This is a genomic window from Paraburkholderia acidiphila, assembly GCF_009789655.1.
Taxonomy (GTDB): Bacteria; Pseudomonadota; Gammaproteobacteria; order Burkholderiales; family Burkholderiaceae; genus Paraburkholderia; species Paraburkholderia acidiphila.
The window spans coordinates 399,558-420,793 of the sequence record NZ_CP046909.1 but is presented as its reverse complement, the minus strand read 5'-3'; the positions used below and the strand labels follow the sequence as shown (position 1 = coordinate 420,793).

General features: G+C 65.2%; 22 protein-coding genes. 9 read left to right on the top strand and 13 right to left on the bottom strand.

The window, feature by feature from the left end; all coding sequences use genetic code 11:
- Positions 1-142: 142 nt before the first annotated feature.
- From FAZ97_RS01940 to FAZ97_RS01925, 4 genes are all read right to left on the bottom strand, one after another.
- On the bottom strand, positions 143-574 hold the full coding sequence (locus FAZ97_RS01940) for an ExbD/TolR family protein (RefSeq protein WP_158756939.1): 432 nt from the start codon (positions 572-574) through the stop codon (positions 143-145).
- 12 nt (positions 575-586) lie between these two features.
- Positions 587-1,315, bottom strand: a complete 729-nt coding sequence (locus tag FAZ97_RS01935) for a MotA/TolQ/ExbB proton channel family protein (RefSeq protein WP_158756938.1) — start codon at positions 1,313-1,315, stop codon at positions 587-589.
- A 53-nt stretch (positions 1,316-1,368) separates the two neighbouring features.
- Positions 1,369-2,166 carry a 4-hydroxy-tetrahydrodipicolinate reductase gene (gene dapB / locus FAZ97_RS01930; protein WP_158756937.1) on the bottom strand — a complete coding sequence of 266 codons (798 nt, stop codon included), beginning with the start codon at positions 2,164-2,166 and terminating at the stop codon, positions 1,369-1,371.
- A 179-nt stretch (positions 2,167-2,345) separates the two neighbouring features.
- A complete protein-coding gene (locus FAZ97_RS01925; protein WP_158756936.1) occupies positions 2,346-3,281 on the bottom strand; it encodes an outer membrane protein assembly factor BamE in 936 nt (311 codons plus the stop codon).
- A gap of 136 nt (positions 3,282-3,417) precedes the next feature.
- Between FAZ97_RS01925 and fur the strand changes: the two genes are divergently transcribed.
- Positions 3,418-3,846, top strand: a complete 429-nt coding sequence (fur, locus tag FAZ97_RS01920) for a ferric iron uptake transcriptional regulator (RefSeq protein WP_065065157.1) — start codon at positions 3,418-3,420, stop codon at positions 3,844-3,846.
- Between the two features lie 99 nt (positions 3,847-3,945).
- On the opposite strand, the gene FAZ97_RS01915 is transcribed toward fur, so the two are convergent.
- From FAZ97_RS01915 to FAZ97_RS01905, 3 genes are all read right to left on the bottom strand, one after another.
- Positions 3,946-4,458 carry an ureidoglycolate lyase gene (locus FAZ97_RS01915; RefSeq protein WP_158756935.1) on the bottom strand — a complete coding sequence of 171 codons (513 nt, stop codon included), beginning with the start codon at positions 4,456-4,458 and terminating at the stop codon, positions 3,946-3,948.
- A 13-nt stretch (positions 4,459-4,471) separates the two neighbouring features.
- Positions 4,472-5,491: an allantoicase gene (gene alc / locus FAZ97_RS01910; RefSeq protein WP_158756934.1), complete on the bottom strand. Its 1,020-nt coding sequence runs from the start codon at positions 5,489-5,491 to the stop codon at positions 4,472-4,474.
- Positions 5,492-5,558: 67 nt separating this feature from the next.
- Complete coding sequence (locus tag FAZ97_RS01905; protein WP_158756933.1) at positions 5,559-6,902, bottom strand: C4-dicarboxylate transporter DctA; 1,344 nt, start codon at positions 6,900-6,902, stop codon at positions 5,559-5,561.
- A 310-nt stretch (positions 6,903-7,212) separates the two neighbouring features.
- Between FAZ97_RS01905 and FAZ97_RS01900 the strand changes: the two genes are divergently transcribed.
- Positions 7,213-7,938 (top strand): FadR/GntR family transcriptional regulator, encoded by a 726-nt coding sequence (locus FAZ97_RS01900; protein WP_158756932.1) that lies wholly within the window; start codon positions 7,213-7,215, stop codon positions 7,936-7,938.
- Positions 7,939-7,992: 54 nt separating this feature from the next.
- Here FAZ97_RS01900 and gap read toward each other — a convergent pair whose 3' ends face one another.
- Together gap and tkt are read right to left on the bottom strand one after the other, a co-directional pair.
- Positions 7,993-9,003: a type I glyceraldehyde-3-phosphate dehydrogenase gene (gap, locus tag FAZ97_RS01895; RefSeq protein ID WP_027820982.1), complete on the bottom strand. Its 1,011-nt coding sequence runs from the start codon at positions 9,001-9,003 to the stop codon at positions 7,993-7,995.
- A gap of 137 nt (positions 9,004-9,140) precedes the next feature.
- On the bottom strand, positions 9,141-11,183 hold the full coding sequence (tkt, locus tag FAZ97_RS01890; protein WP_158756931.1) for a transketolase: 2,043 nt from the start codon (positions 11,181-11,183) through the stop codon (positions 9,141-9,143).
- A 330-nt stretch (positions 11,184-11,513) separates the two neighbouring features.
- Here tkt and speE point away from each other — a divergent pair, with 330 nt between their 5' ends.
- The 3 genes from speE to FAZ97_RS01875 all read left to right on the top strand — a co-directional run bounded on the left by speE (position 11,514) and on the right by FAZ97_RS01875 (position 13,656).
- Positions 11,514-12,377 carry a polyamine aminopropyltransferase gene (gene speE, locus FAZ97_RS01885; RefSeq protein WP_158756930.1) on the top strand — a complete coding sequence of 288 codons (864 nt, stop codon included), beginning with the start codon at positions 11,514-11,516 and terminating at the stop codon, positions 12,375-12,377.
- A 105-nt stretch (positions 12,378-12,482) separates the two neighbouring features.
- The gene (locus tag FAZ97_RS01880) at positions 12,483-12,896 is read left to right on the top strand and encodes a VOC family protein (RefSeq protein WP_158756929.1); all 414 of its coding nucleotides are present in this window, start codon (positions 12,483-12,485) and stop codon (positions 12,894-12,896) included.
- A gap of 19 nt (positions 12,897-12,915) precedes the next feature.
- Complete coding sequence (locus FAZ97_RS01875; protein WP_158756928.1) at positions 12,916-13,656, top strand: 16S rRNA (uracil(1498)-N(3))-methyltransferase; 741 nt, start codon at positions 12,916-12,918, stop codon at positions 13,654-13,656.
- 108 nt (positions 13,657-13,764) lie between these two features.
- On the opposite strand, the gene FAZ97_RS01870 is transcribed toward FAZ97_RS01875, so the two are convergent.
- From FAZ97_RS01870 to FAZ97_RS01860, 3 genes are all read right to left on the bottom strand, one after another.
- On the bottom strand, positions 13,765-14,322 hold the full coding sequence (locus FAZ97_RS01870) for a barstar family protein (RefSeq protein WP_158759016.1): 558 nt from the start codon (positions 14,320-14,322) through the stop codon (positions 13,765-13,767).
- Between the two features lie 7 nt (positions 14,323-14,329).
- Complete coding sequence (locus tag FAZ97_RS35675; protein ID WP_158756927.1) at positions 14,330-14,761, bottom strand: ribonuclease; 432 nt, start codon at positions 14,759-14,761, stop codon at positions 14,330-14,332.
- A 272-nt stretch (positions 14,762-15,033) separates the two neighbouring features.
- A complete protein-coding gene (locus tag FAZ97_RS01860; protein WP_158756926.1) occupies positions 15,034-17,328 on the bottom strand; it encodes an NADP-dependent malic enzyme in 2,295 nt (764 codons plus the stop codon).
- Between the two features lie 185 nt (positions 17,329-17,513).
- Here FAZ97_RS01860 and thiL point away from each other — a divergent pair, with 185 nt between their 5' ends.
- From thiL to FAZ97_RS01840, 4 genes are read left to right on the top strand one after another with little or no spacing between them, the layout of a single operon-like run.
- Positions 17,514-18,503: a thiamine-phosphate kinase gene (thiL, locus tag FAZ97_RS01855; RefSeq protein WP_158756925.1), complete on the top strand. Its 990-nt coding sequence runs from the start codon at positions 17,514-17,516 to the stop codon at positions 18,501-18,503.
- Positions 18,493-19,050 carry a phosphatidylglycerophosphatase A family protein gene (locus FAZ97_RS01850; RefSeq protein WP_158756924.1) on the top strand — a complete coding sequence of 186 codons (558 nt, stop codon included), beginning with the start codon at positions 18,493-18,495 and terminating at the stop codon, positions 19,048-19,050. Before thiL ends, FAZ97_RS01850 begins: the two co-directional genes overlap by 11 nt.
- 34 nt (positions 19,051-19,084) lie before the next feature.
- Positions 19,085-19,585, top strand: a complete 501-nt coding sequence (locus FAZ97_RS01845) for a CinA family protein (protein WP_158756923.1) — start codon at positions 19,085-19,087, stop codon at positions 19,583-19,585.
- A gap of 28 nt (positions 19,586-19,613) precedes the next feature.
- Entirely contained in the window at positions 19,614-20,150 is a 537-nt protein-coding gene (locus tag FAZ97_RS01840; protein WP_158756922.1) for a cupin domain-containing protein, read from the top strand.
- A 140-nt stretch (positions 20,151-20,290) separates the two neighbouring features.
- Here the strand turns inward: FAZ97_RS01840 and FAZ97_RS01835 are convergent, their stop codons facing one another.
- Positions 20,291-21,217 carry an OmpA family protein gene (locus tag FAZ97_RS01835; protein WP_158756921.1) on the bottom strand — a complete coding sequence of 309 codons (927 nt, stop codon included), beginning with the start codon at positions 21,215-21,217 and terminating at the stop codon, positions 20,291-20,293.
- Between the last annotated feature and the right edge of the window lie 19 nt (positions 21,218-21,236).

The window sequence follows — 21,236 nt, the reverse complement described above, 5'->3', positions numbered from 1 at the left end:
CGGGCCGTTTCGGTGCCGGATGCACCGGGCCGGCCGTTCACGATACCGGCAGATTGCGGCGGTTTCGCTGGGCCCGTTTTTAAAGGAAACGCTGATTATACCGTTGACTGGCGCGCGCTCAGTGCGCCGCTCCGTGCGCCGTTCAATGCGCGCCGGCGGGCGGCTCGGTCACGAAGCCGAGGCGCGTGAGCCCGGCCTGCTGCGCGGCGCCCATCACCTGGGCGATCACGTCGTAGCGCGTCTCGCGCGCGGCGCGTAGTTGCAGCTCGGGCTGCTGCGACTCGGGCGCTTTGCCCGCCGCCGTGAAGCGCGCGCGCAGCTCGTCCAGCGTGATGGGCTGGGCGTTCCAGTAGAGCTTGCCGGCCGCGTCGATGGAAAGCGTGACGGTCTGCGCAGTCTGCTGCGCGGGCTCGGCGGCGACCTTTGGCAAATCGAGCCGGATCGCGTGCGTGAAGAGCGGCGCGGTGATGATGAAGATGACGAGCAGCACGAGCATGACGTCGATGAGCGGCGTCATGTTGATGTCCGACATCGGTGCCGTATCGCGCTTCTTTTCGAGTCCGCCGAATGCCATTCGCGTGGCCTCCTACGACTCGGCGCGCGCGCCTTCGCGCATCGCGCCCTGCCCACCTTCGCGGCGCAGCGGCGCGCCTTCGGGCGCGCAGGCATAGGCGTGCAGATCGTGCGCGAAACCGTCGAGATCGTCGCAAAGCTGGCGCACGAGGCGTCCGAGCACGTTATAGGCAAGCACGGCAGGAATCGCGACCACGAGACCGAAAGCCGTCATGATGAGCGCCTCGCCCACCGGGCCGGCGACGTTCTCGATCATCGCCTGGCCGCTCGCGGCAATGCTGCCGAGCGCGTGATAAATGCCCCAAACCGTGCCGAGCAGCCCCACGAACGGCGCCGTGCTGCCCACCGAGGCCAGCAGCACCTGCCCGAACTCGAGCCGCCGCTGCGACGCCTGAAGCGCGCCGCGCAGCGCACGCAGCACGCGCTCGCCGCGGTCCACGCGGGCGAGCATCATGCCGGGCGCGTCGGCTTCCTCGGCGGCGAGCGCCGCCTGAGCCAGCGGCAGGAAGACGCGTTCGCGGTCGACCCCACGCATGGCGGCCACCCCGTCGGCCAGGCTGCGCGCCTGCCAGAAGCGCGCAATGGCGCGCGGCCCCTGGCGCTTCGCACGCAAGAGAATCCAGCTCTTGATGATGAGAAAGCACCAGCTCGCGACCGACATGGCGAGCAAGACCCACGCGACCGCGTGGGTGACGGCGTCGCCCGTCTGCAGATAGTGAATGACTCCGGAACTCGCTGCCATCGGACCTCGCTCACTGTCTGTCCGGCGCAGGCACCGGACCGTAGGGGAAACGCTCAGCGCAAGCCGAGCACGTCCTGCATATCGTACAGGCCGTTGGCCTTGTCCTGCAGAAAGCGCGCGGCGCGCACGCTGCCTTGCGCGTACGAAAGGCGGCTCGAGGACTTGTGCGTGATCTCGATGCGCTCGCCAATGCCCGCGAACAGCACCGTATGATCGCCGACGATATCGCCGCCGCGAATCGCCGAAAACCCGATCGTCGAGGGGTCGCGCTCGCCCGTGACGCCTTCGCGGCCATACACGGCGCATTCGTCGAGATTGCGGCCGAGCGCGTTCGCCACGGCCTCGCCCATCGCAAGCGCGGTGCCCGAGGGCGCGTCGACCTTGTGGCGATGGTGCGCCTCGATGATCTCGATGTCGTAGCCGGTCTCGAAAAAGCGCGCCGCGTATTCGAGCAGCTTGAGCGTGACGTTCACGCCCACGCTCATGTTGGCCGCGAACACGACGCCGACCTTTTGCGCGGCCGCGCCGAGCTGCGCCTTTTGCTGGGCGTCGAAGCCGGTCGTGCCGATCACCATCTTGACGCCGTGGCGCTGCGCCGCCTCGAGGTGCACGAGCGTGCCTTCAGGGCGGGTGAAGTCGATCAGGCAGTCGCTTTGCGCGAAGACCTGCTCGATGTCGTCGGTGATCTGCACGCCGGTGTCCTTGCCGAGGAACGCGCCAGCGTCCTGGCCAACAGCCGCCGAACCCTTGCGCACGAGCGCGCCCGAGAGCGTGACGTCAGGTGAATTCAGAACGGTTTCGATGAGCATGCGGCCCATGCGGCCCGATGCCCCGGCGATTGCGATTTTCATGAGTCTTCCTGGCAATGTGTCGCTGGCCGCGGTACGGGGTGCCACCCGGTTTTACCGGGCGCCACGCAGCGCCGCTGCCAAAAAACGCGGCGGCCGGTAGTGACACCCGGCCGCCGAATCGAAGCGTGGCGCGCCTCGCGCACCCCGCCCTGCTTGTTTTACCGGCCGAGTCAGCCGGCTCAGTTGCTCGGGGCCGCAGCAGCCCCGGAAGCCGGCACCGTGGGCGGCGCGGCGAGCGACGAATCCCGCGCGGGGCCCGACGGCGCGGTATTGGTGTCGCCGGTACCTTGAGCGCCAACAGCCGGGCCGACCGGGTTGCTCTGCGGCACGCCCTGGATTTGCGGCTGCGGCTGGCGATGCAACTGCACCTGCGACGGCATCGTGCCCACGTTCTGCGGCAGCGCCGACGATTGCGGGTTGCCCGCGCGCACCGAGGGCGTAAGGCCGGCAGGCGTTTGCACGGCTTCCGTGGCGCGGTTTGCGGCAGCGGCGGCCTGCGCGTTGGCGTCCTGCGGCAGCGCGCTGGTGGCGGTGCCGAGTTCGGACGACGGCGAACGCGCCGTGTCGCCGACCGTCGGGCCGGTCGCGCTCGAAGCCTGGTCGGGTGCGCCCGCAGCCGCCACCGGTGCCGAAGCGCCCGACGCCGGTGCAGCCGCGACGGCCTTCTTCTTGCCGCTGCGGTCACCGTCGATTTCAGCCAGCAGCTCGAGGTTCGACGGCAAGTCATCACCGCCCGACCAGCTCGCTACGCGGTCGCCTTCGAACAGCACGACGAAGTCACGCTGCTGGACCACGGCGGTCGAGCCGCGCTTGAAATAGAAGATGTAGTCCCAGCGGTTCGCATGGAACATGTCGGTGAGGAGCGGCGTGCCGAGCAGCTGCTTGACCTCGGCTCGGGACATGCCCACCTTCATCTGCGCCGCGGCTTCCGCCGAGACGAAGTTGCCTTGCACGATGGTAATGCGGTAAGGCGTAATGCTCTGCGCGACGGTCTGCGTCACGCTGTTGTAGGTGGAACAGCCGGCGAGCGCCGCGAACGCGGCCGCAGCCAGCAGGGTGCACGCCAGGCGGCCGCCGTGCATGCGCCGGCCGATCGTTGTGAATTCTGGAATCATTTCCCTCACCGTGCGGGCTTTTCGCGAAGCCGCGCGTATTCTGTAGAAGATCGTTCGAAGTTCTGGCGAAAATGCCCGGAACGGTAAAAACGCATTAACATAACAACCTAGCATTGTACTCCAGGGACTTATCGTCATGACCAATCCAACCGATCTCAAGAACATCGGCCTCAAGGCGACGCTGCCTCGCCTCAAGATCCTGGAGATTTTTCAGCATAGCCCGGTACGTCACCTCACTGCAGAAGACGTCTACCGCAACCTGCTGAACGAGGAGCTCGACATCGGCCTCGCCACGGTCTACCGGGTTCTCACGCAGTTCGAGCAGGCTGGGTTGCTCACGCGCAGCAACTTCGAATCGGGCAAGGCGGTATTCGAGCTCAACGAAGGCAGCCACCACGACCACCTCGTGTGTCTCGACTGCGGAATCGTTGAAGAGTTTTTCGACCCTGAAATCGAAAAGCGCCAGCAGATGATCGCCAACGAGCGCGGCTTCAAGCTCCAGGAACACGCACTCGCCCTGTACGGGGCCTGCACGAAGGAAAACTGCCCGCATCGCAAGCACTGACCGCTTGCGGTCTGCGGGCTGCAGAAAAGAAAACGCCACGGCAGATCTGCCGCGGCGTTTTCGTTTGGTGGGCCGGCCTTCGGGAAAGCTCGCCTGACCTCAGGCGGGCACGAGCAGCGTGTCGGCCTGCACGAGCCGCCAGGGCTCTGCGAGCGCGATCTCGTCGCAGTTCGGCTGCATGCCACCCCGGTCGATCACCACGAAGTCGCTCACCCGCTCGAAGGCGAGCAACGGGTGATGCCAGACGCCTTTGGCGTAATTGACGCCCTGCCCGCGCCCGGCCCAGAACGCCCGCAGCCCCGCCGGATCGAACTCGCCCGCGGGTGCGACCACTACCGCGTAACCCGCGTCGCCAAGCGGCACGAACGCCTGGCTGCCGAGCGGATGCCGCTCCATCATCGCAATTTCGACGGGCCACGCGCGCGGCTGGGCGCGAAACACGCTGACGATGGGCCGCCCGCCCGCCTCGTTCACGTCGATAGTGGCGAGATCGTGGAAGCGCTCGGTCGTGCCGCCGTTAATCGGAAAGTGGCGCGCGCCATCGACTTCGATGACGTCGCCGAACGGTGCGAACGCCTCGCGCGTCAGGGGTTCCATGTGCAGGATCTGCATCGCGGCTCCTCGTTCAAACCGGTTCGCCCCACAGGCGCAGGCGCGAGACGCCGCCGTCCGGGAAGATATTGAAGCGCACGTGCGTGACAGGGCCAAGCGCGGCAATCCCGCTCTCGAACACGTGCTGCTTGTCCATTTCGAGCTTCTGCTCGCCGAGCAGCGCCGGCCAGAACATCGCCTGGGTGACGAGCGAGTCGTCGGTGCCGCCCGTCACGCTCGCCGCCTGAAGCGAGCAACGGTCCGGGTAGTTGCCCTTGAAATGCGCCGTGTCGACTTCGATCTTGCGGATGATGCCGGGCCGCGCAAGCGCCACGATTGCCCAGTCGTTGCCCGGTTCGCGGCGGCGGCGCGTTTCCCAGCCATCGCCCATGTTCACGCCGCGCCCGGGCATCAGGATCGTGGAAGCGAGTCCGAAGTGCTGGTTGTTGGCTGCGACGAGATACGCGCCGTTTTCGATCGCCGCGAGATCGACGAGGCTGCCGCGCTCGACCGTGCTCCAGTCGCGCCGCGGCTGGCCGTACACGCGCAGGCGCGCGAGCCCGCCATCGGGATAGAGATTCACGCGCAGATGCGTGAACGCGCGCGTATCGCTTACCTCGACGTAGTGATGCTGATTGCCCTGCAATGTCGTCGCCGGGACGATGGTCTGCCAGTCTGCGTTGTCTCCGGGCGCTTCATCGTCGCTGGCCTGCGCGTAGCACGCCTCGACCGAAGCCGCGGGCGGAAAGTTGCCCGTGAAATGGCTCGTGTCGAGATCCAGACCGTAGATCACGCCAGGGCGCGCGAGCCGCACGATGCAGAAGTCGTGGCCCGTCGTACGCTTGCGGCGCGTTTCCCAGCCGTCCATCCACTTGCCGTGGTCGTCGTACTTGCCGGGGATGAAGACCGCGGGCTGCGGGTCGAGCATGCGCTCCTTCGGTGCGAAGAACTCGTCGCTCGCGTGGAGCGCGCGGGCACCCAGACGCGGATCGGCGAGGTTCATGTAGCGGCGTGTGAAAGCGGGGGCGTTGGGGTCGAGAGTCGGAATGGCCATGATGGTGTCGTTCGCTTGAATGGTTCAGTTGACCGAAGAAAAGCGGCGCAGGGTGCGCCGCCGGGATTCAGGCATGCGCGTGCTTGCCGCCGAGCGCGCTGTCTTCGCCGTGCGCTGCTTCTGCGTCGCTGTCGCCTGCCGGCACGTAGAGAAAACCTTCGTCGAGATTCAGCACGCGCTTTGCGCGCACCTTGTCGATGTCGTGCTCCCACACTGCGACCACGACCGTCGCCACGCAGTTGCCGATCAGGTTGGTCAGCGCGCGGGCAATGCCGACGAACCAGTCCACCGGCAGGATCAGCACGAGGCCGAGCACGGGAATCGCGGGAATGGCGGAAAGCGTGGCCGCGAGAATGACGATCGCCGAGCCGGGAATGCCATGCGCGCCCTTCGAGGTGATGAGCGAAACCAGCACCACGACAATGAGGTCGTGCATCGACAGCGGCGTGTTCGTCGCCTGCGCGATGAAGATCACGGCGAGCGTGAGGTAGATCGAAAAGCCGTCGAGGTTGAACGAGTAGCCCGTCGGGATCACGAGGCCCACGGTGGAATCCTTCACACCCATAAATTCGAGCTTGCGCATGATCTGCGGCAGCACCGCGTCCGACGAAGCGGTGCCGAGCACGATCGAGAGTTCTTCGCGCAGGTAGCGGATCAGCTTGAACACGCTGAAGCCGGCGAGGCGCATGACGATGCCAAGCACGACCGCGACGAACACGATGCAGCTCGCGTAGAACACGATCACGAGCAGCCCGAGTTGCTTGAGCGATGCCACGCCATACGTGCCCGTCGTGAACGCGATCGCGCCGAGTACGCCAAGCGGCGCGAGCTTGATGATGAAGCCCATCACGCGGAAGAACACCTGCGAGAGTTCGTCGATCAGGCTGTTCACGCGCTGCGCTTTCGGGCCGAGCAGCGAGAGCGCGCTGCCGAACAGCACCGAGAACACGAGAATCTGCAGGATATCTCCCTTTGCGAAGGCGTCGAAGGCCGTCTCGGGAATGATCTTCAGCAGGAAGCCGGCAGTGTCCTTCAGGCTCTTGGCGTGCTCGGTGTAGCTCGCAAGCGAGGCGGCGTCGAGCGAGTGCAGATCCACGTTCATGCCGGCACCTGGACGCGTGACGTACGCGAGCACGGCGCCGATCACGAGCGCGACGGTCGTCATCGCCTCGAAATACACCACCGACTTCAGGCCGACACGGCCCACCTTCTTGAGGTCGCCCGCGTGCGCCATGCCGCTCACGACCACGCAGAACACAATGGGCCCGATCACCATCTTGATGAGTTTGAGAAAGCCGTCGCCGAGCGGCCGCAGCGATTGGGCGAAATGGGGAAACACCGCGCCTAGCACGATGCCCAGTACGAGGGCGATCACTACGCGACCAAACAGCGAATTGAAGAACTTCGTCACGACTGTCTCCTATGTCGATGGGACTTGGCGCTCTAGCGCTTCGTCCCATCCCATGCAAAGCCAACGAGGGGGAGCAAGCAACTGTTCTGACTGGTCTGACCAGTACTGTTATGGCGGATAGTAGGAAGCCGATATACCGGAGTCAAGGTTGGGATGTGGGGTGTTTACCCTTGTGCGGTCAGACCAGTTTGCGGGCCAGGTCTGGACGCCTTGAGTGGCGGCGCAACGGGCGTTGATGCGGTGCGTCATGCAGCAAAGCCGCGCAGGACTACAATACCGGTCAGACCACGCGAGTTGCCCGCGCCAACCGATGAAGAACGTTCCGCACACCGTTACTGACGCCGCCATCGCCACGATCCGCGAACGGATCGAAGGCGGCTTGTATCCGGTCGGCAGCCTGCTGCCCGCGCAGCGGCAGCTTTCCGAGGAACTGGCGATCAGTCGCGCGTCGCTGCGCGAGGCGCTCTCGACACTCGAAGCACTGGGCATGCTGTCGATCCGCGCGGGCAAGGGCGTGTACGTCACGAGCGCGCAGGCCACGAACGCTCACCCGTGGCGTTTCGCCGACCAGTCGTCGCTACCCGACACCTACCAGATGCGCTACGCGCTCGAAGGCTTCGCCGCGCGCATGGCGGCGCTCGCCATCGGCGACGCCGACGTCGCCTGGCTCGAAGCGAACACCGAGGCGCTGCACAGCGCCCTCGCCTGCGACGAACTCGACGAAGCCGCGCAACTCGACTTCGAGTTCCACATGCGCATCGTGAATCTCGCGGGCAATGCCGCGATCGAATCGATCCTGCGCAGCAGCGCCGACATCATGAAGGAAAGCCAGCGCATGCCGTTCTACCGGCGCGAGCGCGTGCTTTCCACGCATCGCGAGCACGGCCTGATCGTGGTGGCGCTCAAGGCACGCGACTCGGCAGCGGCTGGCGAGGCGATCGAGGCGCACATCGCCAATGCGGCGCAGCGCGCGGGGGTGTACTTCCCCACGCCGCCCGCGTTCGCCGCTGCCGCCCAAAGCGCCGTCGAAAAATAAGGGCGAAAAAAAACCGCCCCGAGAGGCGGTTTTTTCGTGCAGCGTCGAGCGTGCTTACTTCGCGTTCGCGAGCGCGACAGCCGTGTCCAGCATGCGGTTCGAGAAGCCCCACTCGTTGTCGTACCAGCTCGACACCTTCACGAGACGGCCCGAGACCTTCGTGAGCGTAGCGTCGAACGTCGACGATGCCGGGTTGTGGTTGAAGTCGATCGACACCAGCGGTGCGGTGTTGTAGCCCAGGATGCCCTTGAGCGCGCCTTCCGAAGCTTCCTTCATGATGGCGTTGACTTCTTCGACCGTCGTGTCGCGCTTGGCGATGAACGACAGGTCGACGATCGACACGTTAATGGTCGGGACGCGGATCGCGTAACCGTCCAGCTTGCCGTTCAGTTCCGGCAGCACGAGGCCGACAGCCGATGCCGCGCCCGTCTTCGCCGGGATCTGGCTGTGCGTGGCCGAACGCGCGCGGCGCAGGTCTTCGTGATACACGTCCGTCAGGACCTGGTCGTTCGTGTAAGCGTGGATCGTGGTCATCAGACCCGTTTCCAGGCCGATCTTGTCGTTCAGCGGCTTGACGAGCGGTGCCAGGCAGTTGGTCGTGCACGATGCGTTCGAGATGACCGTGTCCGTGGCCTTCAGCACGTTGTGGTTCACGCCGTAGACGATCGTCGCGTCGACGTCCTTGCCGCCCGGCGCCGAGATGATGACCTTCTTCGCGCCGCCCTTCAGGTGGGCACTAGCCTTTTCCTTGGTCGTGAAGAAGCCCGTGCATTCGAACACGATGTCGACGCCCAGCTCGCCCCACGGCAGTTCCGCCGGGTTGCGGTTGGCCAGCACGCGGATACGGTCGCCGTTGACGACGAGGTAGTCGCCGTCAACCGACACTTCGCCCGGGAACTTGCCGTGTGCCGTGTCGTATTGCGTCAGATGCGCGTTGGTCTTCGCGTCACCCAGGTCGTTGATCGCAACGATCTGGATGTCGTGCTTCTTGCCGTTCTCGTAGAACGCGCGAAGCGTGTTACGGCCGATGCGGCCGTAGCCGTTGATAGCGACGCGAATGGTCATGGTTTATCTCCTGAGGGCTGAAAAATTCTGAAACCAGTGCTGCGCTGGCGACAACGCCGGGCTGGGGCCGCCGGGCGGGACGCTCAAGGCAGCGGGCCCGCCAGATCTTGCCGATCAGGCGGGCCCGTAACGCATGCTTAGTTGTCGAGCGCGGCCTTGGCCGTCGCCACGACATGATCGACCGTGAAGCCGAAGTGCTTGAACAGCACGCCAGCCGGGGCCGATTCGCCGAACGTGTCGATGCCGACCACGCCGCCTTCGAGGCCCACGTACTTGCGCCAGAAGTCGGTCACACCGGCTTCGATCGCGACGCGGCGCACGCCCTTGGGCAGCACGCGCTCCTTGTATTCGGCGTCCTGCTTGTCGAACACGTTGGTCGACGGCATGGACACCACGCGGGCGCCGATGCCTTCGCGCTGCAGCGCTTCGACGGCCTTCATCGCCAGTTCGACTTCGGAGCCCGTGGCGATCAGGATGATCTTGCGGCTCGGGATGTCGTCGTTCCAGTCCTTGAGGACGTAACCGCCCTTGGCAATGTTCGCGATCTGCGCATCCGTGCGCTCGTTGAACTGCAGGTTCTGGCGGCTGAAAATGAGGCTCGACGGACCGTGATGCGAAATCGACTCGGTCCAGGCCACCGCGGTTTCCACGGTGTCCGCCGGACGCCAGAGCGTCATGTTGGGAATCAGGCGCAGGCTTGCGACCTGTTCGATCGACTGGTGCGTCGGGCCGTCTTCGCCGAGACCGATCGAGTCGTGCGTGAACACGAAAACCGACGGGCACTTCATCAGCGCGGCCACGCGCAGCGCATTGCGGCTGTAGTCGGAGAACGTGAGGAACGTGCCGCCGAACGCCTTGTAGCCGCCGTGCAGGTTAAGGCCGTTGAGCGCCGCGCTCATGCCGAACTCGCGCACACCGTAGTTGATGTGGTTGCCCCACTGGATGCCGGTCTCGCCGGCCTTGGCGGCGCGCACGGGCTTCGAAGCCTTCCAGTTGGTGAGGTTCGAGCCGGTCAGGTCGGCCGAGCCGCCCAGCAGTTCGGGCAGTGCGGCGGCGAGCCCTTCGATCGCTTGCTGCGAAGCCTTACGCGTGGCAACCGTTTCCTTGCGCGAATCGGCGCCAGCGACGATCGCGGCGGCCTTCTGCGCCCAGTCGGCGGGCAGCTTGTGGGCCATGCGGCGCTCGAACTCGGCGGCTTCGGTCGGGTACTTCGACTTGTACGCGGCGAACTGTTCGTTCCACGCGGCTTCAAACTTAGCGCCTGCGTCCTTGGCGTCCCAGTCTGCGTAGACTTCTTGCGGCAGCGTGAACGGCTCCCACTTCCAGCCCGCGGCTTCGCGCCACTTGGCGATTTCTTCCGCGCCGAGCGCCGCGCCGTGAACGTCGTGGCCGCCCTGCTTGGTCGGCGCGCCCTTGCCGATGATGGTCTTGCAGCAGATCAGCGTCGGCTTGTCCGACGCCTTGGCCTTCTGGATGGCCGCGTCGACCGCGTCCACGTCATGGCCGTCCACGTGCGGGATCACGTTCCAGCCGTAGGCTTCGAAGCGCTCCGGCGTGTTGTCGTGGAACCAGTTGACCACGTCGCCGTCGATCGAGATGCCGTTGTCGTCGTACAGCGCGATCAGCTTGTTCAGCTTGAGCGTGCCGGCGAGCGAGCAGGCTTCGTGCGAGATGCCTTCCATCAGGCAGCCGTCGCCGAGGAACACATACGTGTGGTGGTCGACGATCTTCGCGTCGGCCTTGTTGAACTCCGCTGCGAGCAGCGCTTCGGCGAGCGCCATGCCAACCGCGTTCGCCAGACCCTGGCCGAGCGGGCCCGTGGTCGTCTCGACGCCCGGCGTGATGCCGAACTCGGGGTGGCCCGGCGTCTTCGAGTGCAGCTGACGGAAGTTCTTGAGTTCCGCGATCGGCAGGTCGTAGCCCGTCAGGTGCAGCAGCGAGTACAGCAGCATCGAGCCGTGGCCGTTCGACAGCACGAAGCGGTCGCGATCGCTCCAGAGCGGGTTCGTCGGGTTATGGCGCAGATGGCGCGACCACAGTGCAACGGCGATCTCGGCCATGCCCATGGGCATGCCGGGGTGACCGGAGTTCGCTTGCTGAACGGCGTCCATGGACAGCGCACGAATGGCGTTGGCCATCAACTGGGTGGTAGCGGGGGAGGCGGAGGACGAGGTCGTCATGTCGAGTCCGGAAGTGTGCAAAAAGCGGTGTGGGCGGCCGGGTCAAACAGCGGGCACACAGCAGCGCGGAGATCCGGAAGCTCGGCAATTCGCCCGCTCGGGCGCACATGCGGCGCCAAGAGACGCGAAACGGCCGGAGCAAACGGAGAGGGCTGCAAAGCGGAATATTCTAGCAGATCGTGGGGATTATCCCTGGCCGTAGGGCGCGGGATATGCGGCATGCGACCGGTGCCGGCCTGCCTCGGGAAGGGAGATTCGAGGAACCCTATAATGCCCCGGTTGGCCCCATTTTTTGCGCGCGTCTATGCATGGCGCCTTCCCAGAACCTTTGTGAGCGAAACACTCCTCTTCCATCCCGCCGCCGACGCGCTCTATGGGTTTCCGGGCGCACGTCGTCTCGCGACCACCGATACGCCGTGGCAGCGCATCGAAGTCTGGGATACGCCGCAACTGGGCTGCCTCTTCACGCTGGACGGCCGCCCGATGACCTCGGCCGGCGACGAATTCATCTACCACGAGTGCATGACGCACCCGGCCGCGCTCACCCACGCCGCGCCACGTGCCGCGCTCGTGCTGGGCGGCGGCGACGGCGGCGCGGCGCGCCAGCTGCTGCGCCATCCGGGCATCGGGCGCATCGTCGTGGCGGAACTCGATCCAGATGTCGTGCGCCTGACAGGCGACTACCTGCCCGAAGTGCGCGGTGGCGCCTTCGACGACGCGCGCGTGGAACTGGTCATCGGCGACGCGGCGGCTTTCGTCGCCTCGACGCAGGAACGCTTCGATCTGGTCGTGTTTGATTTGACCCCGCCAGATTCGCCCGCGGCCGGGCTCTACACGCCAGCGTTCTACGCGACGCTCAAGCGCGCGATGACCGCCGACGCGCTCATCTCGCTGCATCTCGGCTCGCCGTTCCATCACCCGGAGCGGGTGGAGGCGCTGCTAACCGGACTGCGCCGCGCCTTCGCCGTCGTGCGTCCGCTTGCCGCCTACGTGCCGTTGTACGGCTCGCTCTGGCTCATGGCCATCGCGAGTGACACGCTCGACCCCGGGTGCGTCGATCCGGCGAGGCTCGAAGCGCGCATGGCCGAGCGTCAACTCGAAGGTTTGCGGTATTACGACGTGAAGTTGCACGCTACGCTCTTAGAAGTCCCATTCACAGCGAGAGATAAACTAGGCGAATTCCTACAGCTTTAGCGACCCTGCCCGTGCAAAATGGCAGGTTCCACACGCTTTGATCGCGCGCCCACGCTCAAAGCGACGGCCGGCGCCTCATCCTAACTGCGAATCTGGAGAGACTCGATGACCCCACCCCGCCCCGCTGGCGTGCCGTGGCTGACACCGTATCTGACGGTGCGCGATGCGCGCGCCTCGCTCGCCTTCTATCGGGCGGCCTTTGGTTTTGCGGTACGCGATAGCGTCGAGGACGACGGCGCGGTCATGCACGTGGAAATGACGTACCACGATCAGCTGATCATCATGTTCGCGCCGGAGGGTGCATTCGGTTCGACGGCGCGTACGCCCCAAAGCGCACAAACCGTCGCGCCACAATCCTTTTATCTGTATGTCGACAACGTCGACGCGGTTTATGCGCGGGCGCTCGAAGCCGGCGCGAAATCGCTGAGCGAGCCACAGGACCAATTCTGGGGGGACCGCTTCGCGCAGGTCGAAGACCTCGACGGTTACCGCTGGGCGCTTGCTCGCCACTTGTCCTGAATCAATGAGAAATAGCCTTATGCCCCGCTTTTTCGTCGGCAGTACCCTGCAGTCCGACGAGGTCGTCACCCTTCCCGACGAAGTCACGCGTCATGTCCAGGTGCTGCGCCTGCAGCCCGGCGACACCATCGTGCTGTTCAACGGTCTAGGCGGCGAGTACAGCGCCGAGATTCTCGAAATGGAGCGCCGAGACACGCAGGTGCGCATTGGCCCCTATCGCGACTTCGAAGCCGAGCCGCCTTACCGGCTCACACTCGCCCAAGGCATTGCCGGCAGCGACAAGATGGACTGGCTGATCGAAAAGGCCGTCGAACTGGGGGCGACGAACTTCGTGCCGCTCACGACCTCGCGTAGCGTCGTGCGGCTTTCGGGCGAGCGAGCCGCGCGCCGCCAGGCGCACTGGCAACGTATCGTGCAAGCCTCGTGCGAACAGTGCGGGCGCAACCGCATGCCCGACGTCGCGCCCACGCGCGAAATCGCCACATGGCTTGGCTCGCTGCCCAAGCGACCTGGTGAAGGCGAACTGCGCGTGCTCCTCTCGCCGCGCGCCAACGTCTCGTTCTCGACCTTGCCGATCGACCCGCCTTCGGGCGAGGTGACGGTACTGGTCGGGCCCGAGGGCGGATTCTCTTCGCCGGAAGAAGCGGCAGCCCTCGACCACGGCTTCATCGCCGTGGGACTCGGGCCGCGCGTGCTGCGCACCGAAACGGCGGGCATCGCCGTGCTCTCGGCGCTCGCCGCCCGCTGGGGTGGTTGGTAATGCGACGCAGCCGGGGGTAGGGGAGCCACTGGTAAAAATGACAAAGCCCGCCGAAAGGCGGGCTTGTGGTTTTCTGTCGCATGCGCGCGACGGAACGCGAGTCGACGGTCAGGCGAACGAATAAAAAACGCGGAACGGCACCTTGCGCTCCGCCCAGTATTCCGAGGCCTCGCGAAATACGTCGAGCAGCGTCTCACGCCCGTCCTTGTCGAACTTCTGGGCAATCGGCAGTCCTTCCAGCACGATCACGAAACCCGGCTGCTCACCGGCTTTCTGCACAAGATCGGTCAGGCAGTCGTACAAACCATCGTAGTTCTTGCCGAAATGCTTCGGAAACAGAAACGATGTGGCAATGGTTTCGAGCACTTCCTGCTTGGTTTGCGCGTTCGCGCAGAACGCATAGAGGAAATGCTGCTGCAGCCGCTGGGCTTCGTCCGAGAGATCCTGAATGCGAAACGCCCGGATCGACTGGACAATATTCGGCTGCACGGTCGAAAACAGGCTCATGGCCCCCTCGTTCGATGAAAGCCCCGCCTCATCCTGGCGCGCCTCGCTGTCTTGCTTCAACTGCATGACGCGCTGGAACAGGTTGCCCTCCCCGGACGCGAACAGATCGCTCGCGACCCGGGGGTCGTGCGCGTAAACGTTATCGCTCATGCCGCTCATCCCGGTGTCAATCAATAATTCGCCTGAAACTGGCGTAGTGGTCGTCGGAGTAGTAACAGTTGTCGGTCTGCTTGCGCGGACCGCCGCAAACAATGCGCCTGGCGCCGCGATTGTGCGCGCTCGGCGTCGGGACCGTGTATTCGTGATAGTAGCCCCGCCGATGCGGTGGCAATATCCGTTCAAAATTCCCGAATACGACGCCGTCCTTCTCGTAAGGGAACGGGCCGCCCGCCGCAATCAGGCTCAACGTGGCCACCGCCTCACGCGGAAGTTCGTTGACCGAAATGCTGCCGACTGAATTACCCGCGTCTTCCGGCTGACTCGTGCGCGCCTGAGCGCCGCCTGCTGCCAGCACAACAGTTGCGACTAGCGCCACCGCCGCGGCGCGCCGTACGCTAGACAAACCGCCGCCGAAACAATGAGTTAGACGAGGCGCCATCGCCTGGTTCCCGCTTCCCTGGTTACGCGTTCGACGACCATGAAAGGTGTAAGGGTATCGCTAATGATGCCTGGAAGCAACGTTCGTCAGGCGAGGACGACCAGAGCTTGACCGCGCACAAGGGCCAATCCGGTAGATTTTACAATCTCATTTTGCGCGCTTTTGGGCGATCGCGCGGGATCTCGCGAGCAAAAAAAATCGGCGCACTCGCGGGAGTGCGCCGATTTTGGGGACAGCGTTCCCGGCACTGCCGGCAACCTTCGCGAGCGAGCTTAACGCGCCGCGTTCACGTCCGCGACGAGCAGCGCCGTCATGTTGACGATGCGTCGCACCGTGGCGGATGCCGTCAGCACGTGCACCGGCTTGGCCGCGCCCAGCAGGATCGGCCCGATCGCGATGTTGTTGCCCGCCGCCGTCTTGAGCAGGTTGTAGGAAATGTTCGCCGCGTCGATGTTCGGCATGATGAGCAGATTCGCTTCGCCTTCGAGCGTCGACTCCGGCAGGATCTCCTTGCGCAGGTTCGCGTCGATCGCCACGTCGCCGTGCATTTCGCCGTCCACATGCAGGTCCGGCGCACGCTCCTGGAGGATCTCTAGCAGATCGCGCATCTTCTGTGCGCTAGGCGCGTTGCTCGAACCGAAGTTCGAGTGCGAGCACAGCGCGATCTTCGGCTCGATGCCGAAGCGGCGCACTTCCTCGGCCGCCATGATGGTGATTTCCGCGAGTTGTTCCGGCGTCGGGTCGACGTTGACGTGCGTGTCGACGATAAAAATCTGGCGATTCGGCAGCACCAGCGCGTTCATCGCGGCATAGACGTTGCAGCCAGCCTTCTTGCCGATCACCTGGTCGATGAAGTGCAGGTGGCGGTGCGTCGTGCTGACCGTACCGCAGATCATGCCGTCGGCCAAGCCCTTTTCCACGAGCATCGAGCCGATCAGCGTCGTGCGGCGGCGCATTTCGAGCTTCGCCATTTGCTGCGTGATGCCCTTGCGCGCCATGAGCTTCGCGTAGCTCTGCCAGAACTCGCGGTAGCGCTCGTCGTGGTCGGTGTTCACGACCGTGTAATCCTGGCCGGCCACGAGACGCAGGCCGTAGCGTGCAATACGCTGCTCGATCACCGTGGGACGACCGATCAGGATGGGTTTGGCGAGCTTTTCGTCGACCACGATCTGCACCGCGCGCAGGATGCGCTCCTCCTCGCCCTCGGCGAACACGATGCGCTTCTTCTCCGGCTCCACGGCGCGCGCGAGCTGGAAGATCGGCTTCATGGTCGTGCCGCTGTGGTAGACGAACTGCTGGAGGTGCTGCTCGTAGGCGTCCATGTCCTCGATCGGACGGGTCGCGACGCCCGAGTCCATGGCCGCCTTGGCCACGGCCGGCGCGATCTTGACGATCAGGCGCGGGTCGAAGGGCTTCGGAATGAGGTACTCAGGCCCGAACTGCAGATCCTGAATGCCATAAGCCGTGGCCACCACGTCGCTCTGCTCCTGGCGCGCCAGTTCCGCAATCGCATTCACGGCGGCAACTTCCATCTCGCGCGTGATGGTGGTCGCACCCGCGTCGAGCGCACCGCGGAAGATGAACGGGAAGCACAGAACGTTGTTCACCTGGTTCGGGTAGTCCGTGCGGCCCGTGGCGAGCACGGCGTCCGGGCGCACTTCGAGTGCGAGCTCCGGCAGGATTTCCGGCGTGGGGTTGGCGAGCGCGAGAATGAGCGGTTTCGCGGCCATCTGCTTGACCATGTCCTGCTTGAGCACGCCGCCCGCGGAAAGGCCGAGGAAAATGTCGGCACCTTCTATCACTTCGGCGAGCGTGCGCGCATTGGTCTCGCGAGCGAAACGCTCCTTGTCCGGGTCCATCAGCTCGGTGCGGCCCTTGTAGACCACGCCCGCAAGGTCGGTCACAACGATGTTTTCGAGCGGCAGGCCGAGATCGACGAGCAGGTCCAGGCACGCCAGCGCGGCGGCGCCCGCGCCCGAAGCGACGAGCTTCACGTCCTTGATGTCCTTGCCCACGACCTTCAGGCCGTTGGTGAAGGCCGCCGCCACCACGATGGCCGTGCCGTGCTGGTCGTCGTGGAAGACCGGAATCTTCATGCGCTTGCGCGCTTCGCGTTCGACGATGAAGCACTCGGGCGCCTTGATGTCTTCCAGGTTGATGCCGCCGAAGGTCGGCTCGAGCGCCGCGATCACGTCGACGAGCTTGTGCGGGTCCGTCTCGTTCAGCTCGATGTCGAACACGTCGATGCCCGCGAACTTCTTGAAGAGCACCGCCTTGCCTTCCATCACCGGCTTCGAGGCGAGCGGCCCGATGTTGCCAAGACCGAGCACGGCCGTGCCGTTCGACACGACGCCCACGAGGTTGCTGCGCGCCGTGAAGCGCGCGGCGTTCAGCGGATTCTCGACGATCGCCTCGCATGCGAACGCAACGCCCGGCGAGTACGCGAGCGAGAGGTCGCGCTGGTTGATCATCTGCTTGGTCGGCGCAATCGCGATCTTCCCCGGCGTGGGAAACTCGTGATAGTCGAGTGCGGCTTCGCGGAGTTTGTTCGTGGCGGGATTCGACATGGGAGGCAGGACGTTAGTGCAGATTAGAATAACAACTCGAACGCTAATTCGAAGGCATTGTAGCGCCAATCTCCGACAGCATTCTTTACAGTTCGGGCGCAGGTGCCACGACCGCAATGAGGGGAACGCCGCGCCAGCGTGCCCTTCGCAGCGTCGGACATATCAATTGTCATAGACCTTTCGACATGCTTTCCGAGTTCTCCCTGATCGACCGTTATTTCGCGCAACGCGCCCGAACGAACACGCAACGCGCCGCGCTCGGCATCGGCGACGACTGCGCGCTCGTCTCCCCCGCTCCCGGCGAAATGCTGGCCGTCTCGACGGACATGCTCGTGGAAGGCCGACATTTTTTCCCCGATATCGATCCGCACGCGCTGGGCCACAAGGCGCTCGCCGTGAATCTGTCAGACCTTGCCGCGATGGGCGCGCAGCCTCTCGGCTTCACGCTGGCGTTCGCGCTCCCCAAGCCGAACGAGGACTGGCTCGCCGCATTCAGTGCGGGCCTTTTCGATCTGGCTGACCGCTTTGACTGCGAACTGATTGGCGGCGACACCACGGCGGGCCCGCTCAACCTGTGCCTGACGGTGTTCGGCTCGGTGCGTCAGGATGTCGCACTTCGGCGCGACGCCGCGCAGGCGGGCGACGACATCTGGGTCTCCGGCATGCCCGGCGACGCGCGCGCGGGCCTCGGCATGCTGCGCGGCGAATGGCAGGTGAGCGAGCAGGACGCCGCCCATTTCCGCCGCGCGCTCGAATACCCCGAGCCGCGCGTGTCGCTCGGCCTGGCGTTGCGCGGCCTCGCGCGCGCGGCGCTCGACGTGTCGGACGGCCTGGCAGGCGACCTGCGCCACATTCTGGAACGCTCGAACCTCGCCGCGACGATCGACGTCGATAGCCTGCCGCTCTCGCCGGCGCTCGCGCGCCTGCCCCGCGAGGTGCAACTGCAATGCGCGCTCGCGGGCGGCGACGATTACGAACTGTGCTTCACGGCGGCGCCGGCGCAGCGCGCAGCGGTCGAGGCGGCCGCGCAACAGGCGGGCGTGCGCGTCGCGCGCATCGGTACAATGAGTGCCCTCACGTCGCCTCAGGACGCTCCCGCAATCGCCTGGCGCGACGCCGCGTGCAAACCGCTCAACCTGAAGTTGCAAGGTTTCGACCATTTCCATGCAGACTGACCCCACGCCCTCTCCCGCCGACGAACTCGCGCCGGCCGGGCGCCCGGAGCCCCAGCCTGGCGGCCCGCGCCGCGCCGACGCCCCGTTCATGCTCACGCATCCGTTTCACATCGTCTCGCTCGGCTTTGGCTCAGGGCTATCGCGCCTCGCGCCCGGCACGGCGGGCACACTGTTCGCGTGGGCGGCGTTCGAAGTGCTCAACCGCTATCTCACCGTGACCGAGTGGGGGCTCCTGATCATCGTGGGCTTCTTCGCGGGCATCGGCATCACCGGGTTCACGGCGAACAAGATGCGTGTAGAGGACCCTTCCGCCATCGTCTGGGACGAGATCGTCGCGTTCTGGCTCGTGCTGCTCATGATCACGCCCGTCGATTTCATGGGCCGGCTCTGGGCCTTCGTGGTCTTCCGGTTCTTCGACATGGTGAAGCCGCCGCCCATCCGCTATTTCGACCGGCGGTTCAAGGGCGGCCTCGGCATCATGCTCGACGACATCGTCGCCGCCTTCTTCACGCTGCTCGTCATCGCGCTCTGGCGCATGTCGGTCTAACCTCACCTGGCCGCCAACTCAACGGATTGCTGCAATGCCTACCGATTCCGTCGTCCACCAACTTGCCATCCGCGTCGGCAACAAGCTGCGCGACGGGCGGCTCATGCTCGCGACCGCCGAGTCGTGCACCGGCGGCATGGTCGCCACCGCCATCACCGACATTTCGGGCAGCAGCGGCTGGTTCGAGCGCGGCTTCGTCACTTACTCGAATCAGGCGAAGTCCGAGATGATCGGCGTGCCGCCCGAACTCATCGAGAAGCACGGCGCGGTCAGTGAACCGGTGGCGCGCGCGATGGCCGAAGGCGCACTCAGCAACAGCCGGGCACAAGTTTCGCTCGCCATTACTGGCGTCGCCGGTCCCGGCGGCGGCACGCCGGAAAAGCCCGTCGGCATGGTGTCGTTCGGCTGGAGCAACCGGCTGCATACGAGCGTCGAGACGCTGGTCTTCAAGGGTGACCGCGAGCAGATCCGCGTGCAGGCCGCCGCGCACGCGCTGCGCGGACTACTTGCGCTCATCGACGAACAGGAACGCTAATACCGGCCCCATCACGGAGGCGCACGCCATGGCTACCTCGAATGCCGCAGTCGAAGAACTGATCCGCCGCTTCGGGCTCGAACCGCACCCCGAAGGCGGCTACTACAGCGAAACCTACCGCGCCGACAAGCTCGTGCGCCGCGACGGTGCGCCGACGGCCGACGGCACGCGGGCGGCCTCGACCGCAATCTATTTCCTGCTTGCGGATGGCGCCTATTCGGCCTGGCACCGCATCCGCTCCGACGAGTTGTGGCACTTCTACGCGGGCTCGCCCCTTGAGATCCACTCGATCGACGAGCGCGGTGTGCTCTCCACGCGCAAGCTTGGCCATGCGTTAGACCATCCGGACACGGTCTTCCAGGCCGTGGTGCCCGCAGGCCATTGGTTCGCGGCGCGCTGCTGCGACCCGTCCACCTGGGCACTCGTGGGCTGCACGGTTGCGCCGGGTTTCGAGTTCAGCGAGTTCGAGATTGCCGACGCCGAGGCGCTCGCGCAAAAGTATCCGCTGCACCGCTCGATCATCGAGCTTTTCGGCAAGCCGGCATCGGTCTCGAAGAAGGATTGAGCAGCACGTCGCATCTCAATAAACGCGGATAAAAATGCGGCGTACCCGAAGGCACGCCGCAATCGCCCTACCACTTCAGGCGGTCCCGAAGAGATCGCCTTCGAGCTGGCGTTCCCTACGCGCCAGCCCTGGTTCCCCACTTATTGCATGGAGATCTGTACGCGCCGATTAGGCGCAAGACACGCGATCACCGCCGACGTTGCCTTCTTGCCCGGGCACGCCTTCACAGGATCTGCCGCGCCGCGCCCATTGACTTCGAAGCGCTCCGCCATGACACCCTGGGCTTGCAGCGCGCCCAGCACCGCTTGTCCACGTTGCCGCGACAACTTCTCGTTGTGCGCCGACGAGCCGAATCGATCGGTGTATCCGTCGACCTTCAGCACGTGAAGCTTCACATGCGAATCGCGGACGCGCTGGGCGAGCAAGTCGACCATCTGCTTGCCCTCCGGCTTCAGTACCGCGCTGTCAAAGTCGAACAACGCGTCTGCTGACAGTGAAACCGGCTTCGCCAGCTCAGGAGGAGGAGGCGGTGGCGGCGGCGCGCACTTGTCGAGCTCGCCATTCACCTGCTTCGCGAGCTTCTGCGCGCGCTCGATCGCGTCCCAGCCATGCACCCAGTGCGTGCCGTGCGTTTCGTCCTGCTCCTTCCACGCTTCGTCGGTCAGCGCAGACAGACGACCCGCATCCTCGCCGCGGCACGGCGACTGCGATGCGCGTTGGTTCGTACGCTCGATTTCCTGCAGCGCGCTCACCCACTTCTCGCGCGTTTCGACCGGCGGCCAGTTTTTCTGGCCGTAGATCGGCTGGAAGGGCACGCTGCCGTCGATGAAATGACGGCCGTTGTTCAACGCGCGCGCCGCCGCGTCGTTGGATACGTTCGACACGAGCACGTGGCTGTCCTGGCGCTGCGCGACCTCGAGCCAGCCTTCGGCGAGCCCACGCTGATACGGATCAGCGATCTTTTGTGCGGCAGGCATCAGCGCCTCGGCATCGCTGCCCACGCTGGCAAACGCGTGGGCGCTCGCCAGCGCGGCCAGCAACGCGCCGCATACGAATGTTTTCTTCATGAGATTCTCCGTGCCCGCC

What these genes read in the sequence shown, in the direction of transcription:
- FAZ97_RS01940 (WP_158756939.1), bottom strand. Translation starts at nt 574, where the DNA reads ATGGCATTCGGCGGACTCGAAAAGAAGCGCGATACGGCACCGATGTCG.
- FAZ97_RS01935 (WP_158756938.1), bottom strand. Translation starts at nt 1,315, where the DNA reads ATGGCAGCGAGTTCCGGAGTCATTCACTATCTGCAGACGGGCGACGCC.
- dapB (WP_158756937.1), bottom strand. Translation starts at nt 2,166, where the DNA reads ATGAAAATCGCAATCGCCGGGGCATCGGGCCGCATGGGCCGCATGCTC.
- FAZ97_RS01925 (WP_158756936.1), bottom strand. Translation starts at nt 3,281, where the DNA reads ATGATTCCAGAATTCACAACGATCGGCCGGCGCATGCACGGCGGCCGC.
- fur (WP_065065157.1), top strand. Translation starts at nt 3,418, where the DNA reads ATGACCAATCCAACCGATCTCAAGAACATCGGCCTCAAGGCGACGCTG.
- FAZ97_RS01915 (WP_158756935.1), bottom strand. Translation starts at nt 4,458, where the DNA reads ATGCAGATCCTGCACATGGAACCCCTGACGCGCGAGGCGTTCGCACCG.
- alc (WP_158756934.1), bottom strand. Translation starts at nt 5,491, where the DNA reads ATGGCCATTCCGACTCTCGACCCCAACGCCCCCGCTTTCACACGCCGC.
- FAZ97_RS01900 (WP_158756932.1), top strand. Translation starts at nt 7,213, where the DNA reads ATGAAGAACGTTCCGCACACCGTTACTGACGCCGCCATCGCCACGATC.
- gap (WP_027820982.1), bottom strand. Translation starts at nt 9,003, where the DNA reads ATGACCATTCGCGTCGCTATCAACGGCTACGGCCGCATCGGCCGTAAC.
- tkt (WP_158756931.1), bottom strand. Translation starts at nt 11,183, where the DNA reads ATGACGACCTCGTCCTCCGCCTCCCCCGCTACCACCCAGTTGATGGCC.
- FAZ97_RS01880 (WP_158756929.1), top strand. Translation starts at nt 12,483, where the DNA reads ATGACCCCACCCCGCCCCGCTGGCGTGCCGTGGCTGACACCGTATCTG.
- FAZ97_RS01875 (WP_158756928.1), top strand. Translation starts at nt 12,916, where the DNA reads ATGCCCCGCTTTTTCGTCGGCAGTACCCTGCAGTCCGACGAGGTCGTC.
- FAZ97_RS01870 (WP_158759016.1), bottom strand. Translation starts at nt 14,322, where the DNA reads ATGAGCGGCATGAGCGATAACGTTTACGCGCACGACCCCCGGGTCGCG.
- FAZ97_RS35675 (WP_158756927.1), bottom strand. Translation starts at nt 14,761, where the DNA reads ATGGCGCCTCGTCTAACTCATTGTTTCGGCGGCGGTTTGTCTAGCGTA.
- FAZ97_RS01860 (WP_158756926.1), bottom strand. Translation starts at nt 17,328, where the DNA reads ATGTCGAATCCCGCCACGAACAAACTCCGCGAAGCCGCACTCGACTAT.
- thiL (WP_158756925.1), top strand. Translation starts at nt 17,514, where the DNA reads ATGCTTTCCGAGTTCTCCCTGATCGACCGTTATTTCGCGCAACGCGCC.
- FAZ97_RS01850 (WP_158756924.1), top strand. Translation starts at nt 18,493, where the DNA reads ATGCAGACTGACCCCACGCCCTCTCCCGCCGACGAACTCGCGCCGGCC.
- FAZ97_RS01845 (WP_158756923.1), top strand. Translation starts at nt 19,085, where the DNA reads ATGCCTACCGATTCCGTCGTCCACCAACTTGCCATCCGCGTCGGCAAC.
- FAZ97_RS01840 (WP_158756922.1), top strand. Translation starts at nt 19,614, where the DNA reads ATGGCTACCTCGAATGCCGCAGTCGAAGAACTGATCCGCCGCTTCGGG.
- FAZ97_RS01835 (WP_158756921.1), bottom strand. Translation starts at nt 21,217, where the DNA reads ATGAAGAAAACATTCGTATGCGGCGCGTTGCTGGCCGCGCTGGCGAGC.